Origin of the sequence: Maribacter flavus, assembly GCF_008386635.1 — a bacterium.
GTDB classification, from domain to species: Bacteria; Bacteroidota; Bacteroidia; order Flavobacteriales; family Flavobacteriaceae; genus Maribacter; species Maribacter flavus.
Genome location: NZ_VUOE01000001.1, coordinates 1,608,349 through 1,625,421 on the forward strand (window position 1 = coordinate 1,608,349; position 17,073 = coordinate 1,625,421).

Annotated in this window: 11 protein-coding genes; 4 read left to right on the forward strand and 7 right to left on the reverse strand. The window is 46.1% G+C overall.

Translation table 11 applies throughout. From position 1 onward, the window contains the following. Positions 1–5 precede the first annotated feature (5 nt). The gene (locus tag F0361_RS06970; RefSeq protein WP_154917789.1) at positions 6–1,253 is read right to left on the reverse strand and encodes a mechanosensitive ion channel family protein; all 1,248 of its coding nucleotides are present in this window, start codon (positions 1,251–1,253) and stop codon (positions 6–8) included. Positions 1,254–1,390: 137 nt separating this feature from the next. Here F0361_RS06970 and F0361_RS06975 point away from each other — a divergent pair, with 137 nt between their 5' ends. The 3 genes from F0361_RS06975 to F0361_RS06985 are packed head-to-tail and all read left to right on the forward strand — an operon-like array spanning position 1,391 to position 6,633. Then, positions 1,391–3,730: a PSD1 and planctomycete cytochrome C domain-containing protein gene (locus F0361_RS06975; protein WP_154917790.1), complete on the forward strand. Its 2,340-nt coding sequence runs from the start codon at positions 1,391–1,393 to the stop codon at positions 3,728–3,730. Between the two features lie 4 nt (positions 3,731–3,734). Next, positions 3,735–5,189 carry a DUF1501 domain-containing protein gene (locus tag F0361_RS06980; protein WP_154917791.1) on the forward strand — a complete coding sequence of 485 codons (1,455 nt, stop codon included), beginning with the start codon at positions 3,735–3,737 and terminating at the stop codon, positions 5,187–5,189. Positions 5,190–5,193: 4 nt separating this feature from the next. Beyond that, a complete protein-coding gene (locus tag F0361_RS06985) occupies positions 5,194–6,633 on the forward strand; it encodes a c-type cytochrome domain-containing protein (RefSeq protein ID WP_154917792.1) in 1,440 nt (479 codons plus the stop codon). 348 nt (positions 6,634–6,981) lie between these two features. Here the strand turns inward: F0361_RS06985 and F0361_RS06990 are convergent, their stop codons facing one another. Further along, on the reverse strand, positions 6,982–8,277 hold the full coding sequence (locus F0361_RS06990) for an alpha/beta hydrolase family protein (RefSeq protein WP_246160826.1): 1,296 nt from the start codon (positions 8,275–8,277) through the stop codon (positions 6,982–6,984). 639 nt (positions 8,278–8,916) lie between these two features. Between F0361_RS06990 and F0361_RS06995 the strand changes: the two genes are divergently transcribed. Beyond that, positions 8,917–9,372: a nucleoside deaminase gene (locus tag F0361_RS06995; protein ID WP_154917793.1), complete on the forward strand. Its 456-nt coding sequence runs from the start codon at positions 8,917–8,919 to the stop codon at positions 9,370–9,372. 368 nt (positions 9,373–9,740) lie between these two features. Here F0361_RS06995 and F0361_RS07000 read toward each other — a convergent pair whose 3' ends face one another. From F0361_RS07000 to F0361_RS07020, 5 genes are all read right to left on the reverse strand, one after another. Continuing rightward, complete coding sequence (locus F0361_RS07000; RefSeq protein ID WP_154917794.1) at positions 9,741–10,112, reverse strand: hypothetical protein; 372 nt, start codon at positions 10,110–10,112, stop codon at positions 9,741–9,743. Positions 10,113–10,513: 401 nt separating this feature from the next. Further along, the gene (locus F0361_RS07005) at positions 10,514–12,700 is read right to left on the reverse strand and encodes a xanthine dehydrogenase family protein molybdopterin-binding subunit (protein ID WP_154917795.1); all 2,187 of its coding nucleotides are present in this window, start codon (positions 12,698–12,700) and stop codon (positions 10,514–10,516) included. Between the two features lie 4 nt (positions 12,701–12,704). Further along, positions 12,705–13,178 (reverse strand): (2Fe-2S)-binding protein, encoded by a 474-nt coding sequence (locus tag F0361_RS07010; RefSeq protein WP_154917796.1) that lies wholly within the window; start codon positions 13,176–13,178, stop codon positions 12,705–12,707. Positions 13,179–13,260: 82 nt separating this feature from the next. Then, positions 13,261–14,667 carry an AGE family epimerase/isomerase gene (locus F0361_RS07015; RefSeq protein WP_154917797.1) on the reverse strand — a complete coding sequence of 469 codons (1,407 nt, stop codon included), beginning with the start codon at positions 14,665–14,667 and terminating at the stop codon, positions 13,261–13,263. Between the two features lie 1,437 nt (positions 14,668–16,104). Next, positions 16,105–16,908: an SH3 domain-containing protein gene (locus F0361_RS07020; protein ID WP_154917798.1), complete on the reverse strand. Its 804-nt coding sequence runs from the start codon at positions 16,906–16,908 to the stop codon at positions 16,105–16,107. Positions 16,909–17,073 lie beyond the last annotated feature (165 nt).

Consider the following 17,073-nt stretch of genomic DNA (forward strand, 5'->3'; position numbering starts at 1 on the left):
GATTCTTAAACGTTTTGTCCAAAATCCACCGGGAGCTCAAAAACCTTTAAATCGAAAAAGGGAAGGGCCGCCATTAGGTGATCGAAGATGTCCGCCATCACATATTCATAGTTTTCCCAGCGTTTGTCTGCACTAAAGGCATAGATTTCCAAAGGAATACCTTGCGGGGTAGGAGCCAGTTGTCTAACCATCAGGGTCATGCCCTTATTCACGGCAGAGTGGTTTTCCAAATAGTCCGTAATATACTTGCGAAAGACGCCTATGTTGGTGAGGTTTCTACCGTTGATCGCCAGTTCCTTGTTCCGTCCATTTTCTATATTGAAGGCCTTTATTTTTTCGTTTCTGTCGGATAAATACGGTTGTATCAATTGGATTTTTTTGAGCGCTTCCACATCCTTATCGGAGAGAAAACGAATACTTTTTTGACTGATGTTCAAGGCCCTTTTGATCCGTCTCCCTCCCGATTCCTGCATGCCCCTCCAGTTTTTGAAGGAGTCGGATATCAAGGCATAGGTGGGAATGGTGGTAATGGTCTTATCAAAATTTTGCACCTTGACCGTGGCGAGATTGATCTCAATTACATCCCCGTCCGCCCCATATTTATCAAAGGTGATCCAGTCGCCTATGCGTACCATATCATTGGCGCTTACTTGGATACTTGCCACAAGACCCAAAATGGAATCCTTGAATATCAAAAGAATTATGGCCGACCCAGCACCCAAGGCCGTAAAGAATTTCCAGACCTGTACGTTGGTCACTATGGCCAGAATGGCCAAAATACCTACGGACCAGCCAAAAATCATAAATACCTGTATGTAGCTATCCAGGGGCTTGTCCCTAAACCTTGGTTTGGTTTTTAGGTAATCATTGATACTCCTGAATACACGTTTGATGATTGACAAGGCCAAGAGTACCAACATTACTTGCAGGGTTTTCATGGCAATGCCGCGGGCGAAGTCAAAATCGATAAAAGCGACGGGCATCGTTTTGAACAGGAGAAACATAGGTGCCAGATGGGCAAAGTACCTAGGCACCCTATTGGCAACCAAAAAATTATCGAAATTGGTCTTTGATTGCCTGGCAATCCTTATGGAAAAGGCCCTTAAAAACTTCCAAATGACCCAGTCCAGAATCCATGCCAAAACGAGTACCGCGGCCATCAGGATGGTCAGGTTTAAATATGCGGTAAGCGTTTCGCTGATTCCGGTCTTTATCAAGTAGTCGTAAAGTAGCCTGGATGTTTCTTTTTCCATGCTGCAAAAGTATCAATTATTCCTATTATTTTTTTTGGCATCAACTATCGATACCTTTGTTGGAGGGTTGCTAAGTAATTGAAATTAAGGGTAAATTGATTACATTTAGAGGGCGACCGGATTTCAACCCATTCCAAATGAATTACAAAATCACAACGGCACTGGTTTTGGCAGCTATTATTGGCGGATTGTATGCCTATAAAGGGGGTCTTTTTGAATTCGAAAACGAAGAATACACCAGCCTGTCGTTACCGGAAACGGTAGATTATAATTTTCATATAAAACCGATTCTCTCCGATAATTGCTATACCTGTCACGGTCCCGATGCCAATAAGCGTAAGGCCGGACTGCGCTTGGACGTTCAGGAATCCACATTATCGGAACTACCGGAATCTCCTGGTCACTTCGCCATTGTACCAAAAAACCTTCGGGAGAGCAAGGTCTATCAGGCTATACTATCGGAGGACCCCACGACTCAAATGCCTCCGGCCGATTCCAAATTGTCCCTATCGGCCTATGAGAAAAAACTCATCAAAAAATGGATCGAGCAAGGGGCTCCATTTGAAAAACATTGGGCGTACATCCCCCCGGAAAAAACGTCCCTTCCCCAAACCAAAAGCACTTGGGGGAATAATGAAATCGATGCCTTTGTGCTCAAAAAATTGGAAGAGCATAACTTGGTTCCCTCAGACAGAGCATCCAATGAGACCTTGATACGAAGAATCAGTTTGGACCTCACGGGTCTTCCCCCTGCTCCAGAATCCGTTGCCCAGCTTTTGGCCCCGGCTTCCCAGGATACCATAGCGCATATCATCGATACTTTTTTGGCCTCCCCGGCCTATGGCGAGCGTATGACCCAATCCTGGTTGGACGTGGCGCGTTATGCGGATTCCCACGGCTATCAGGACGATAGTTACCGTACCATGTGGCCGTGGCGCGATTGGGTCATACATGCCTTCAACGAGAACCTACCGTACGACATCTTTTTAACCTGGCAGTTGGCGGGCGACCTCCTGCCCAATCCCACCAAGGAACAGATCTTGGCCACGGGATTCAACAGAAATCATCCCATAACCCAAGAGGGAGGGGTAATACAGGAGGAATATAGGGTCAATTACGTGCTGGACCGTACCAACACCTTGGGGAAAGGGATTTTAGGGCTTACCCTGGAATGTGCACGTTGCCATGACCATAAATACGATGCCATTTCCCAAAAGGACTATTTTGAAATGTTCGCCTTTTTCAACCAGGTGGATGAGAAGGGGCTTCAGATGGATGCCGTGCAGGCCAAGAACCAAGCTTTTTTTGCCGACCCCCCGTTTATCCAGATTTCGGCAGCGGAGACCAATGGCGTACTTTCCTTTATCAACATGAAGGATACCCCCAAGATAAACGTAATGGTCATGAACGATTCCGCTCCTAAGACCACCTATATTTTAAACCGTGGGGAATACGACCAACCTACAGATTCCGTCCTTCCAAATACGCCAAAATCGATATTCGCTTTTCCCGATAACCTTCCCAAAAATCGCCTGGGACTCGCAGAATGGCTCACGGACCAAAAACATCCATTAACGGCCAGGGTATTCGTGAACCGCATCTGGGCCATGCTTTTTGGAAAGGGCCTTGTGGAAACCGTAGAGGATTTTGGGGTTCAGGGGAGCCTACCTACGCATCCAGAACTATTGGACTGGCTGGCAGTGGATTTCATGGAACACGGTTGGGATATCAAGTACCTGCTCAAAAAAATAATGCTTTCGGCTACCTACCAACAAAAATCGGAGTTAAGGCCCGACTTGAAACTTTCGGACCCCGAAAATATATGGTGGGCACGAGCCCCTAGGTTTCGAATGAGCGGGGAAATGATTCGCGATTACATCCTTGCCACCAGTGGACTATTAAATCAGGAAATTGGGGGACCCAGCGTAAAGCCCTACCAACCTCCCGGTCTTTGGGAGGAAACGAACGCCGGCGGAAACAGGGGTGTCCTAACAAATTATATTCAGGACGAGGGTGCCGACCTCTACAGACGCTCCCTGTACACCTTTTGGAAAAGGACCCTGCCACCGCCCAACATGACCATTTTTGATGCGCCCACCCGCGATTTTTCGGAAGTTCGACGGCAAAAGACCAATACCCCTTTACAGGCCTTGGTGCTCCAGAACGATGTGCAGATCTTGGAAGCGGCCCGGGTATTGGCCCAAAACTTGGTCTATGAAGACCCAAATGGAAAAGAATATGTGACCGATGTCTTCAGGCGCATCCTAGTCCGGTCTCCCAAAGCGCAGGAATTGGCGGCACTCACCAATTATTACCAGGATGCCTTAAAAGGATATAGGGAGCGACAGGCAGAGGCGGAAAAATTGATTGCGGCAGGGGAATATCCCAGGCTGGAAACCGATGCCGCAAAGACGGCCGCACTCATGCTCACCGCACAGGTAATCTATAATTTGGACGAAACCATCACCAAAGAGTAAGCGTATGGAAGAACATAAAAACGAAAACCCTTTAAAGGTCAATAGGCGCCACTTTTTTTCACAGTTGAGCGTGGGCATAGGTTCCTTGGCCTTAGGATCCCTTTTAATTCCCGATCTGTTCAAGAACGGCTCCAAAGAGTTGGCCCAACAACCTTTGGGCATCCCCCATTTTGCCCCCAAGGCAAAACGGGTCATCTATCTGTTTCAGGCCGGGGCGCCCTCGCAATTGGAAACCTTTGATTATAAACCGATGTTGCGCAAGCGCATGGGTGAAGATTTGCCGGAATCCATCCGAAACGGGCAACGGTTAACGGGCATGACGGCGAATCAGGAAAAGTTTCCGTTGATGCCGCCGGCCGTCAATTTCAGGCAACATGGACAAAGTGGTACCTGGATCAGTGATTTTTTTCCGTATACGGCTAAAATTGCCGATGAGATCACGGTCATCCGCAGTATGCATACCGAAGCAATCAACCACGATCCCGCCATCACCTTTTTTCAGACCGGGAGCCAGATATCCGGTAGGCCCAGTATGGGTTCTTGGATGAGTTATGGCCTGGGCAGCGAAAATAAGAACCTGCCTTCTTTTGTGGTTCTGACCTCTAGGGGAGATGGCAATAGCCAAGGGCTCTATTCAAAACTTTGGTCCAGCGGGTTTTTGGATTCCAAGCACCAAGGGGTGCTGTTGCGTTCCGGAAAGGACCCCGTACTCTATCTCAATGACCCGGAGGGTATTTCCCGATCGGAAAAACGAGACCTCTTGAACGAGGTATCCGTATTGAACAAGTTACACCATGTGGAGACGGGCGATGACGAGATAGAATCGCGTATTGCCCAATATGAAATGGCGTATCGCATGCAGATGTCGGTTCCCGATGTCATGGACATTTCCAAGGAACCCAAATCCATTATCGACCTATATGGCGAGGATTGCCAGGTACCCGGAACCTATGCGGCCAATGCGCTTCAAGCAAGAAGATTGGCGGAGAACGGGGTGAGGTTCATACAATTATACCATCAGGGCTGGGACCAGCACGGCAATCTGCCCAACGAAATGGCGGGTCAGGCGAAGGATGTTGACCAAGCCTCGGCCGCTTTGGTTTTGGATCTGAAACAACGGGGCATGTTGGAGGATACCTTGGTAATCTGGGGAGGAGAATTCGGAAGGGGCAATTACTGCCAAGGAAAGTTCGACCCGGCCAATTACGGCAGGGACCACCACCCCAGGGCCTTTAGTATCTGGATGGCCGGTGGGGGCATAAAGCAAGGCTTGAATTACGGTCAGACCGATGAATTTGGGTACAACGTCATTGAAAATCCGGTGCATATCAACGATTTTCATGCAACCTTGATGTATGCCTTGGGACTGGACCATGAACAGCTCACATATAAGTATCAGGGGCGTCGTTTTCGATTGACGGACGTGGCCGGGAACGTTATCAAAGATCTTTTAGCATAACCCGATGACAAAGTCTACGCAAAAACGCTGGGTGGACTACCTCATTTTGGGGCTTTCCGTCTTTTTGGTCTTTTGCCTGCTGTTTGAATCCTACATGGAATTACCGGCGTGGGTGTCCTGGTTGGGACGGTGGCATCCCTTGGTGCTGCATTTCCCCATTGTGCTGCTGCTTATAGCAATTTTCTTGAGCCTAACGGGTAAAAATGTGCCGAAAAGGTTGCTAATAGTTGCGGTTGTATCGGCCTTGGTTACGGCCATATCAGGATTTTTTCTAGGGAAGGACACCTTGGTAAAAGGAGACCTGCTCGTTTGGCACCAATGGTTGGGCGGGGCCCTGGCCTTGCTATCGGCAGTATGGTATGCCTTCGTAAATATGTTTCCATCCCAAATACGCTACCAACAAGTAATCCAGGTCGTACTCATAGGACTTATTGGGTTTACGGGCCACTATGGGGGAATGGTCACCCATGGACCGGATTTTTTGGCCTTTCCACAAAGCAAAAGACTGGATAAAATACCCGAAAACCCGAATATTTATTCGGATGTCGTGATGCGTATTTTGGACAATACCTGCCTATCCTGCCACAACCCCAACAAACAAAAAGGCGAACTCTTGATGACAAACCTTGACCAACTTTTTAAAGGGGGAGAACACGGCCCGGCCGTGGTACCCGGGGATTTGGAAAAGAGTTTGTTGGTACGGCGTGTACGGCTGCCCAAAGAGGACGAGGACCATATGCCACCGGAGGGAAAGACCCCTTTGAGCGAACTCGAAATCAATATCTTGGAACGTTGGATTGCCCTGGGCGCTCCCGATACGGTACGACTCGACCAGCTAGAACCCTCGGAACCGCTGGTAGGGCTCATACAGGAAATGAGGACGCCGGACCACGAAGAAAAATGGAGGAGTTTTGCCACGGTTGCGGATAGTACCTTGCAGAACCTGTCCTCGGACTATCTCACCATTGAAAGAATGGTGGCCAACTCCAACGCCCTTAGTGTGGACGTCTATGCGCCACCAAACTATGACCCCAAACCGATAACGGATTTAAAACGGGTAGCGGACAACCTCGTGGAATTGGATGTGAGCGGCCTGCCGGTTGGCACTGAGGAGATGGCCACAATCGCCTCCTGTACGAATCTGGAATGGTTGGAAATTGATGGAACCCCATTGACGGACAAAGAGTTACAATCGCTTACGAATTTGCAGAACCTGACCCTCCTCAAGGTATACCAAACGGGAATAACGGATCGGAGCGTAGAAGTTTTCAAACAGTTGCCGAAGCTCTCCAAACTCTATGTTTGGGATACGAATATCTCCGATGCGGCTCTGGAAGCCCTTCAAAAAGAGCGTCCCGCACTTCAGGTATACAAGGGCATAGACCCCAAGACCAAGGACTTTTTTGTAACGACCGATTCCACGGATACCAGCAGTCTCCAATAAGTTTGCCCTTTAATAAGAAACTGTTTACCAAAATGCTTTCCCGTTTTAATGTTCCATCACAAATGCCATTGGTCAAGAGAAGAGTCCACCAAACAAAAATGCTAACCAAGGGTAGGTTTTTGTTGTTGCACCAAGTGAGGTGGTCTACCTATCTTTAACTAGCCTCTTTTTGTTTATCAAAATGAGTATTATTTGTCAAGGTACATCAACGACTTTAGCGATAAATGCCCTTAAGCAAAACTTTAGGTCAATAAATGGACCTGTAAAGAACACTGTCTTGAATGGTCTTGGACCAAAAAGCCAAACCAAGACCTTATAAATTGCATCAGATTGAACTATCTATTTTTTCTATTCCATTCCCTGTGCATGTAACAATTCCATGCCGGTGGATGAGCGTGGTTTAAAACCGGGCCAATCCTTCTCATTGGAGTTTTTAGGAATGTCCAAGAGTAGGGAATGGTCCTCTCCCTTTAGATGGATACCCAGAAATGCGGTGACAAAGTGTTGATTAACATTATTTATTTTACGCTGGTCCCATGAGGAATCTGCATAGCGATAATATTCATCCATGTGGAGTCCGGGCGCCAAGGATTCGGTCGGTGGTGGATTTGGGGCCACATTATGCCTTGCATTCATATAGGTAAGCAGGTATCGGTCTGCATTGATAGCTCCTTCATATAGGGCCTTGATACCATTTTCATAGCCGGATATATCATCCTGACTGCCGGCAATGAAAAAAGTGGGTTTTTTTAACCCTTTTAACCCTTCAGCATCCCAAACCCCCCGCGCCATACCCCAAGGGGCAAAGGCTACGATCGCCTTTATGCGTGGATCAATGGATTCTTGATAATCGGGATTGCTAGCTACAAGGGATTGGATAGCCGTGCTGCCCCCTGTCATTTGTCTGAAGAAACCAGCAGCACCATCACTATAACCCGCACCACCCACATTTAAAACACCATAGCCGCCCATGGAATAACCAATTATGCCCGTACGGTCTATATCCGTAATTTTCCCAAAGGGGGTATTGGTCAAAGCAGCCATTTCATTTAAAACAAATGTGATGTCCTTGGCCCTGTTCAGCAAGGTACTGTAAAACGCATTGGCGTCCCTAAAAGTAGAATCGGTATGGTCAATGGCAACAACTACATACCCTTTGGATGCTAAATTTTCTGTGAGATAGGTCATCAAATAGCGCGAACCTACATAGCCATGCGAAACTATTACCAAGGGAAAAGCACCTTCCGTTGTTTTTGGTGCTGCGTCTCGAACGGCCCTGCCTTTAAAAGTAAAGGGAATCAATGGGCGCAGGCTATCCCCACGCGTGCCCATTACTTCTTCGTATGTCGTCAATACGTTGTTGGCTGATGCTACTGCTGCAGGATACCAAACTTCAACGGTCAGAGGTCGATCGTAAAGCACGTCCTTTCCTCCTTTAGAATTTAGGATGTCAATTTGATCTTTATGGAAGAGCTCCATGGTTTGGACCCCTACGGTGTGTTTGCCCCGTGCGGCAAGTTTCGGTGCATCCGGTAAGAGATCACCGTATAGAAATTCTTGTTGGGCGTTAAGCGTTTTTCCAGCACACAGTGCAAGAAAGAATATGGCCAAAAATGGCATGGAGCAGATTTTTTTACCTTTCATGATCGCGTTTTACGTTAGGTAATCAAGATACTTAATTTTGATTGTTTCCTAACAGCCAAGTCAAAATTTACAAGGCATTTGGGACATTACGATATTCCATAAGGCTATTTCGTTAAAATGGCCGGTATAGCCGCACGCTTTTAGGATGCGCTTTTGAATGTTGGGCCTAGTAGGTTCGATGCCTTCAGGAAAGTACTTTGGTATATTATAGGATAATCACGTATCTTGTAAAGGCCCACCCTGTTCGCAATTTCAATGTTCCCCCGAAATATGTTATTGCTGCTATCCAGAAATGGGCCTATTTTTACGGGAACAAAGAAAGGATGCGGAATCAAACTAAAAAATACCCAATTATGGGGATATTTTCGTTGGATATAAGAAGTAAAGTTTAACATTATAGGCAAATGCTTAAGAATTGAAAATATTGACAAATCAGAAATCCCACGGCATATTTTAATATTTTTCACACTTTCCTGTTTTTGGCTCAGCTTCCATTCGAAATGATATTTTCTATAAACCTTAAAAAAGGTATTGGTCATCAACTGAGAAAGATAGTTCCAAATAAAGATTATATCCCATGTTTGGGTGAACGAGCACGGTAGTCGCAATCAATCGACTTATCTTTAACAACAAAACACCATGACACACGAGACCTATATGCAAATGGCCATCACAAAGGCCAAAGAGGGGAAAAGCGCTTCTACCGGAGGTGCTTTTGGGGCAGTTATCGTTTTAAACGATGAAGTAGTGTGCGCCGTGCACAATCAAGTAAAAAAGGAACAGGACATTACCCAACATGCGGAGCTACACGCCATTCAAATTGCTGCTAAAAAACTGGGCAAGCATCGATTAAAGGATTGTGTGCTATATACCAGTTGCGAACCTTGTATGATGTGCTTGGGAGCCTGTTATTGGGCGCAGTTTAAAGCTGTTTATTTTGGGGCCTCTGCGCAGGATGCCAAGGATTATGGATATGTGTATTCCAATTGTTACTACGAAATGGATAGCGACCAGCGGCACAAGGAATTTAGAATGACGCAGCTATTGGCTAAGGAGGCCATATCGGTTTGGGAGGAAAAGGGTGTTTCTCGTTAAGTGAAATGGGAAGGGTCAGAATTCGATACTTTTTCCATCGCCGATAAAGGTTTCAAAAACGATAGGATGGAATTTTAGATTTCTCACGTTCATTATATTCAGTTCGAAATGACATCGGGAGTGATTGGGTCATTTTGACTCAGCTCAGTGAACAAGCTGTGGACTGGCCGCTCAAGGCAGTTTTTTTGACTAGAAAGCTTCTCGATACATTTTCGACTTCACTACCGTTCGTTTGAAAACACTCGAAGTGACAGAATGTTTATTCGATATTTTTTGGATTTCTATACTCGATTCGAAATGACATATTGGTCAATTTGTGAATCAGGTAACCGTTCGACACCTGCAAGCTATGGTCTACAAAATGATGATCATTCTGTACGTATTCTTCGCTCTAACCAAAAAAACAAGCACATTCCTGCGGCGTAGCAAAGTAAGTCCCAAGGGTCTTGTGTATAGCGCGCATTTATAATGGGCAGATATCCTTCGAAGTAGCCAGCGAATAGCAAGGTGACTGTGAAGCACAACATAGGGGGCAATTGCAATCTATTGTCCGATTTTATAAATCGCGCCACTTCCAAACAAATTTTCAGCACAATGGGCATACACAAGAAATCGTTCAGATAATTATTTGCTAGCGCTGGAAGGGATATCTCCAAGCGTTGCGCCAAATAGATTAACACCGCAAAGAGTGAAAATACCTGAAAATAGTGTTTTTGAAATGTTAGAAAGACCTGCTTCATCGGAATGGTTTCAAATCCTAAGCCGCAATATATCCAAAAACCAACGCTAAAAAAGAACCTATGGCCAGTACCACAATCCAAATCGAGTAAAAAAAGCGGGCGGTATACCGGATGACTATATTCTCATGTTGCTTTGCGTCTTCAAAAAAGAGGGTTATTTTATTTTTTTTCTTTACCTTTTGGATTGCTCTCTTTTCCTTTACCTTTTGCTGGCGTTCAAGCTTTCTTTTTAAATTAATATTGATTATTTCCCCACAGTTTTTACAATAATCCCGATTTAAATTTTCGGTTCCACAATTTTGACAGGTTCTATAGGTGTCTACGGACATTTATTATTAATTGTTTTCGAGTTTATATGTATTGACTTCGGGATTCTTTTATTGATATTCTCAACCATCGTTCTAACCAATCAAGACCTCCAAAACCCGGTCCGGGGTAAAGGGTAGGTGCCGCAAGCGTTTGCCGGTCAATTTTAAAAAGGCATTGGCAATGGCCCCGGCCACCATAGGCGTTGCCGTTTCACCCACTCCTTCCGGATGTTCCGCTGAGGGAAGGATGATCGTTTCAATGCTATCCGGAACTTCCTGCATGCGCAGCAGTGCGTAACTGTCATAATTGCGTTGTTGTACCTGTCCGTCCACGATCGTAATCTGTTCCTTGAGCACGGAACTTAGTCCCATGACGATACCACCTTCCATTTGCGCCTTCACGTTGTCCGGCTGTACCACCACCCCGGCATCCAGGGCAATCCAAAAATGGTGCACGCTGATTTTTCCCGTATTGCGGTTCACAGAGATTTCACACACCCCAGTACCCAAGGAGCCATGCTCTACAAAGGCAACACCTTTAGCCCGACCTTCAGGGGAAGGGGTATCCCAATTGGAGATTTCAGCTACTTTGTTCAGGGTGGCCAGGGCGCGAGGGGAATCGGCCATGAGTTTGCTGCGTAAGGCCACCGGGTCTGTCCCTTGATCATGGGCCACCTCGTCCAACATGGCCTCAATAGCGAATTTGTTAGGGCCATGCCCCACGGAACGCCAATGTTTTAAGCGTACCCCGTGCGAGGCTTCCCGCCATTCCACCCATTGGTTGGGGATGGTATAATGATCGTTCCTTGCTCCGCTGGCCACCAAATTGCCACCATCGCCCACTACACAGTGCGAGAAACCGCTAAGGTTTCCTTGGGCATCGGCACTTACTTTGAGCCGCTGCAACGTTAAGGGTCTATAGGCACCATAACGGACATCATCCTCCCGGGTCCATAGCAATTTTAGGGGCTTCGGTGCCATTTGCTGTGCTAGGCGGCCACATTCCAGAACAAAATCGTTCATACTGCGCCGTCCAAAGCCACCGCCTAAATATTGCAGGTGAACGTTGACGGCTTCGTGGGGAATGCCCAACAGATCAGGGATTCCCAATTTGGTATCCGGACCCTGCTGACTGCCTACCCAGACTTCGGCACTTTGGCCATCAGCAGCTACTTGAACCACCGCATTCAGAGGTTCCATTTGGGCATGGTAGACATAGTCGTTCTTGAAGTCGGCTTCATAGGTTTTGGCCGCGGTCCGAAACGCTTGGTCCACATCTCCCACTTCATTAACGGTATTTCCCTTTTCTGGGGCACTGGCCATTTGGGCATATACATCGTAAATTTCCTGTGAGTTGAATCCGGAGGCCTGCGCATCGCTCCATGTGATGTCAAGAACTTTTTTAGCTGCCAAGGCAGCCTCCAAAGTACTTGCTACAATACCAATAGCATAGTTAAAAGGCACAACTTTTAAAACACCATCCATGGCCAGGATGTCCGATTCATTGTTCAGGGTAGGTTTGGCCCCATGTAAGGCACCCCGTTCCAAAACACCATAGACCATATCGGGCAAACGAAGGTCGATGGCAAATTGGGCACTCCCGTCCACTTTCTGTGGGATTTCCGTACGGGGAATTAGACTTCCGATCAATTTAAAATCTTTTGGATCTTTTAATCCCCCATCATTAAAATCGGGCAAGGTTTCGGGCATGGTCAAGTAAGGTACTAGTGCCCCGTAGCTTATTTTTTTACCGCTGTTTTCATGCATTATTTCACTGGCACCCGTGGTCAATTCCTCCAAAGGAACCTCCCAGTGTTTGGCCGCCGAATGCAACAATACATAGCGTGCCTGAGCTCCCGCGTTTCGCATGACGGTGTAGTAACTATTGGTAGTTCGACTCCCCACCGTAAACATCAGCTTGGTACCGGGCTGCCATCCCGGGGAACCATAGATGTCCGATTCCTGGGGAGAAAATTCTACATCCACTTTGGACCAATCCGCATCCATTTCTTCGGCAAAAATGACCGGAAGTGACGTCATAGATCCCTGGCCCATTTCTGCGGCGGGATTGTAGATGGTTATCTGGCCATCTTCGGTGATTCGTACCCAAGCCGTGACGTCGTGTTTTGCGAATTGGCCCTCCATGCCTTTGGCATCCGTACAGGAGATTAAATTGGGCAAGAGGCCCGAAACTCCAATAAAAAGGGCCGCTCCTCCAGAGGATTTTAGGAACTGCCTGCGGCCTATGGGCGCTATCGCTTTTTTGCTGATATTTTTCATGGCCTTACGAAGTTGTATTGGTTTGTTCCTTGGCCATTTCTATGGCCTCTAGGATGCGTAAATAGGTGCCACAACGGCAAAGTACCCCGTTCATATGGCTTTTGATTTCTTCTCGTGACGGATTCGGATTTTTTTCCAAGAGTGCGGCTGCTTGCATGATTTGCCCCGATTGGCAGTAGCCACATTGAGGTGCCTGCGCTTCTACCCACGCCTTTTGCAAGGGATGGTCACCATTTTCAGACAGACCTTCTATAGTCTTGATTTTCTGTCCGTTGGCCACATTGTCCACTTGAAGGACACAGGCCCTGACCGGATTTCCATCCAAATGGATGGTGCAACTTCCACATTGCGCAATACCACAGCTATATTTGGTACCCGTAAGTCCCAAGTGTTCCCGTAATACCCAGAGCAATGAGGTGCCCTGGGCCACATCGACCTCGTACAAGGTTTCATTGATGTTAAGCGAATAGGTAGCCATAATCCTTTAGTTTCCGTTAAGTTAGCAAAAATAGAATTGCCTTTTGGCCCGTAGCTAGAAACTTTAAGGATGCCAAAGGCGTTTATTGGTGGGACTGGGTCAGTTCAAATTCGCCTTTCATCATTTTTATGACGTTCATCAACGACCTGACATTGTGATAGTTTACCTTCCAAATTTGGGCCTTGGCCCTTTTTTCCGCCTCTGGGCTTGTATCCAAACCGGCGTCAAACCAACCGTTATAGGTATGGTCTATCAGATAGGTGTTAATATAGTGCCATTGTTTCTCAAACAACTCGTAATAACGCGGTTCTTCCGGATATAGTTTGGACATGAGCAACAGCGTGTTCAGGCATTCTGCTTGTGTCCACCATACCTTCCGGGCATCTTCAATGGTTCTAGTATTGGTTTCTTCCCAATGGTGACCTCCTTCGTAAAAGCCACCTTTTGAGTCGTCCCAGCCCCAATCCAAGGCATGGTCTACCATGATTTTTGCCCTCCTCATGGTAAGTGTATCGTTTTTCTTGCCCAGCACATGGGAGGCCTCCAAGAGTAAAAAGGCGGTTTCTACATCATGACCGAAGGAGACATGGTCCAAGAAGAAGTTTTCTTTGCGGACACTTTCCGTAGAATCTTTATAGGAAACTGGAGTCCAATCCCGTTGCAAGTGCAGGATGAGATAGCCATTTTTCGTTGTGATGGTATCTCTAATCAAGACCAAAAGCTCTTCCAGCCGTTCTTTTACCAAGGCATCGGGCCATACCTCATATAATGCTGTGAAACTCTCTAACAGATGTATCGATGAGTTCTGATCTTTCCAGTCCTTCCGGATATAATTGTCATAATTACGGTCATTTTCGGTAACATCCAACATCCAGGAACCATCCATTTGCAACACATCAAAATAGCCTCCATATTCTGGATCATGGGCATGTTCCTCCAACCAACGGAAGGTTTTTTTGGCCAAATTCAAAGCCGAAGTATCTTTTGAGACCTTGTAATACGTGGCCAGTCCGTAAATGGCAAATGAATTTCCATAGGCGCTTTTCCCTGTCGATAATAGTTTTAGGGAATCCCCTTCTACACCTAACAGGGTATGGAAACCCCCGTGCTGGGAATCCCACATGTGATTTCGTAAGAAATGATATCCGTGTTTGGCGATTTGCTGATATTTGGAGTCATTGTAATACAGGGCCAAGGTGGAGGCGGTCCAAACATGCCGAGCCTGACTCACCAACATTTTGTTTTGCTCTCCAACCTTTTCCCATTTATAATCAAAGTCCGACCAAAAACCTCCGTGAACACTATCAATGGTCCTTGGGTACCAAACGTTGGAAAGGGTATCCAATGAAGCTTCTAATGCCGTGAGGAGTTGTTTTTTAGTGTCATTGTTCTCACTAGGAATTTCTTCGCATGAAACGCATAGCAATGAAAAGAATACAATCAGAAATCCATAGGAACTACGTAGAAATAAAGTGTTCTTTGAAATCATATTTCGGTGCAAGAATGATTACACCTAAAGCTACAGATTAATTTTCAAAGAATTAGGGCGTAGCTTTTAAGAGGACAATGAATGGTTTTTTTCGATTGATTTCTCACATTCACTCCATTCAGTCGACTTAGACTCCCTTCGGCTGCGCTCAGGGCGAGCCGCTCAGTCTGACAGGTTCGAAATGACTTTCTGTTTATGTTTGGTCATTTCGAAGAAGCTTGCGACTGAGAAATCTCATTTCATAAGCCTAGATTTCTCACGTTCCACTCTGTTTCGGTTCGAAATGACATTCTGTGTTTGTTTAGTCATTTCGACGGAATCCCTATTCCCATCGGGAAGACAAAAAATGAACACAATTATTCTTCATTTTCTTTACTTGCCTAAAGAAAACGAAGCAAAAGAAAGTGCACTTTCCAGTAGGAATTTTTACTTCGTAAAACCCATCTCGAAACTCGGCCGTTCCGTTGCACGGAACAGGTACCTTTCCGAGCTTTCTCGATGTTTTCTTCTGGAAAGGGAATCAAAAATTCGGTATTTGGTCATTGTCCGTCATTTTTCCAAACTGCTTTTCCCAAGTTGGAAATGCCCATATTTTTTACCCAGAAAAAGCTCCCCTCCCTGAGTAGGGAGGGGTCTTTCGCTTTAGTGAAATGGGGAGGGTTGGAATTCGACACTTTTTCCATCGCCGAAAAAAGGTTTCAAAAATGTTGGTTGGAATTTTAGATTTCTCACGCTCCTTATCAGTCGGTTCAAAATGACATTTGGTTTATTTTAGTCATTTCGACAGAGTCCCCGATGCCCATCGGGACGATGAGAAATCCACAAGAGCCTTCTTCTCTAAGTACTGAAGGGTGTTTCTCCGATTGTCAGTTCGGGTGGCGTCCCGAAAGAGACGTTGTATCGAGAACCCTTCGGCTTCGCTCAGGGCAGGCTCCTTGTTTACCCGAATGCTTATCGATACAAATTTTCTCGTACCTCAAAAATTCACTCGAAGTGACGGAAAGGAGGTACAAATTAATAGGAGTAAATCTGCCGTTAAAAAATCAAATGTCAGTTCGAGTGGCGTCCTGAAAGAGACGTTGTATCGAGAACCCATCGCCTTCGCTCAGGGCAGACTTTTTTTGGGTCCGAGAGCTTCTCGATACGAATTTTCTCGTACCTCAAAAATTCACTCGAAGTGACGGAAAGGAGGTACAAATTAATAGGAGTAAATCTGCCATTAAAAAATCAAATGTCAGTTCGAGTGGCGTCCTGAAAGAGACGTTGTATCGAGAACCCTTCGGCTTCGCTCAGGGCAGGCTCCTTCTATACCCAAATGCTTCTCGATACAAATTTTTTCGTACCTCAAAAATTCACTCGAAGTGACGAACAGACCGTGATATTACAAAACAAAAACCTGCCACTCATGGTGACAGGTTTAGATCGAAATCATTGCTATTATCGCTGTGCCAGCTCCAGATTAAGATTGTTCCAGACCAGTATTTTGGTCTCTTTGCTCATCTTTTCCCACTCGGCCGCTTCATTAAAGTTTTCCCCTATTTCCTTTTTATAGCGGATTTTTCCAGGTACGCCATATTGGTCTTCGGGGAAAATGAATTCCTCCCAGTAATAATAGACCCCTGCATCGGAAGTTTGGGAAAGTCGGGCCACTTGGTGCAGGGCGCCTTCCTGTTGAAAAAGGTAAATGCCACCGCCTTCGACCCCACAGGCTTCAGCCAGATAATCTATAAATAGGATTCCCTCAATATTCGGGAGACCCTTATTTCCCAAAGCACTTAAATAGAACTGGCCATTGGCCAACCGGGTGGATTTTTCGATAAAACTGCCATCGTTCTTTAAGGAGCGTATCAAGAGATAATCCTCATCGCCCGTTTTGCTCCGCCCGAAAAGATGGACCACATCATTGATCACCTTTTTTTCCAAGGAAATGAGTCCGCCAAGGACATAGCCCGCTACGCCCTTATAGGTTACCCTGTAAAATGGGTGGTCAACGCCTTTATAGGGCCATGAGTTTTCGTGCTTTTCTTGGATAACCAAAGGCGAACCTATGGAAAGGGTTTTCAGCACTTTGGAATTTGTGGTAGGCGCTTCCCGTAGTTGTACCTGGTCGCCAAATAGGTACACGGTCTGCCCGGGTTCAAAGCCACAATCTTCATAGATACAGTGCACTTTTTCTTGGGCCTTGGTAGACAAACAGATGGTTAGTATGGTAAGGATGGACAATATCTGTTTTGCTTTCATCGTAAAGAAATTTAATAGTAAATAAAGAACGTTGACCTAGCTAATGGTCTGTATGAACCCGGTTCCTTATACCTACGTGATGCTAAATATCAAGAGCCGACAATATCGATGAAAAGTGTTGTTTTGTGGATGAACTACGGGATTTATTAAACCCTTAACAGTGAT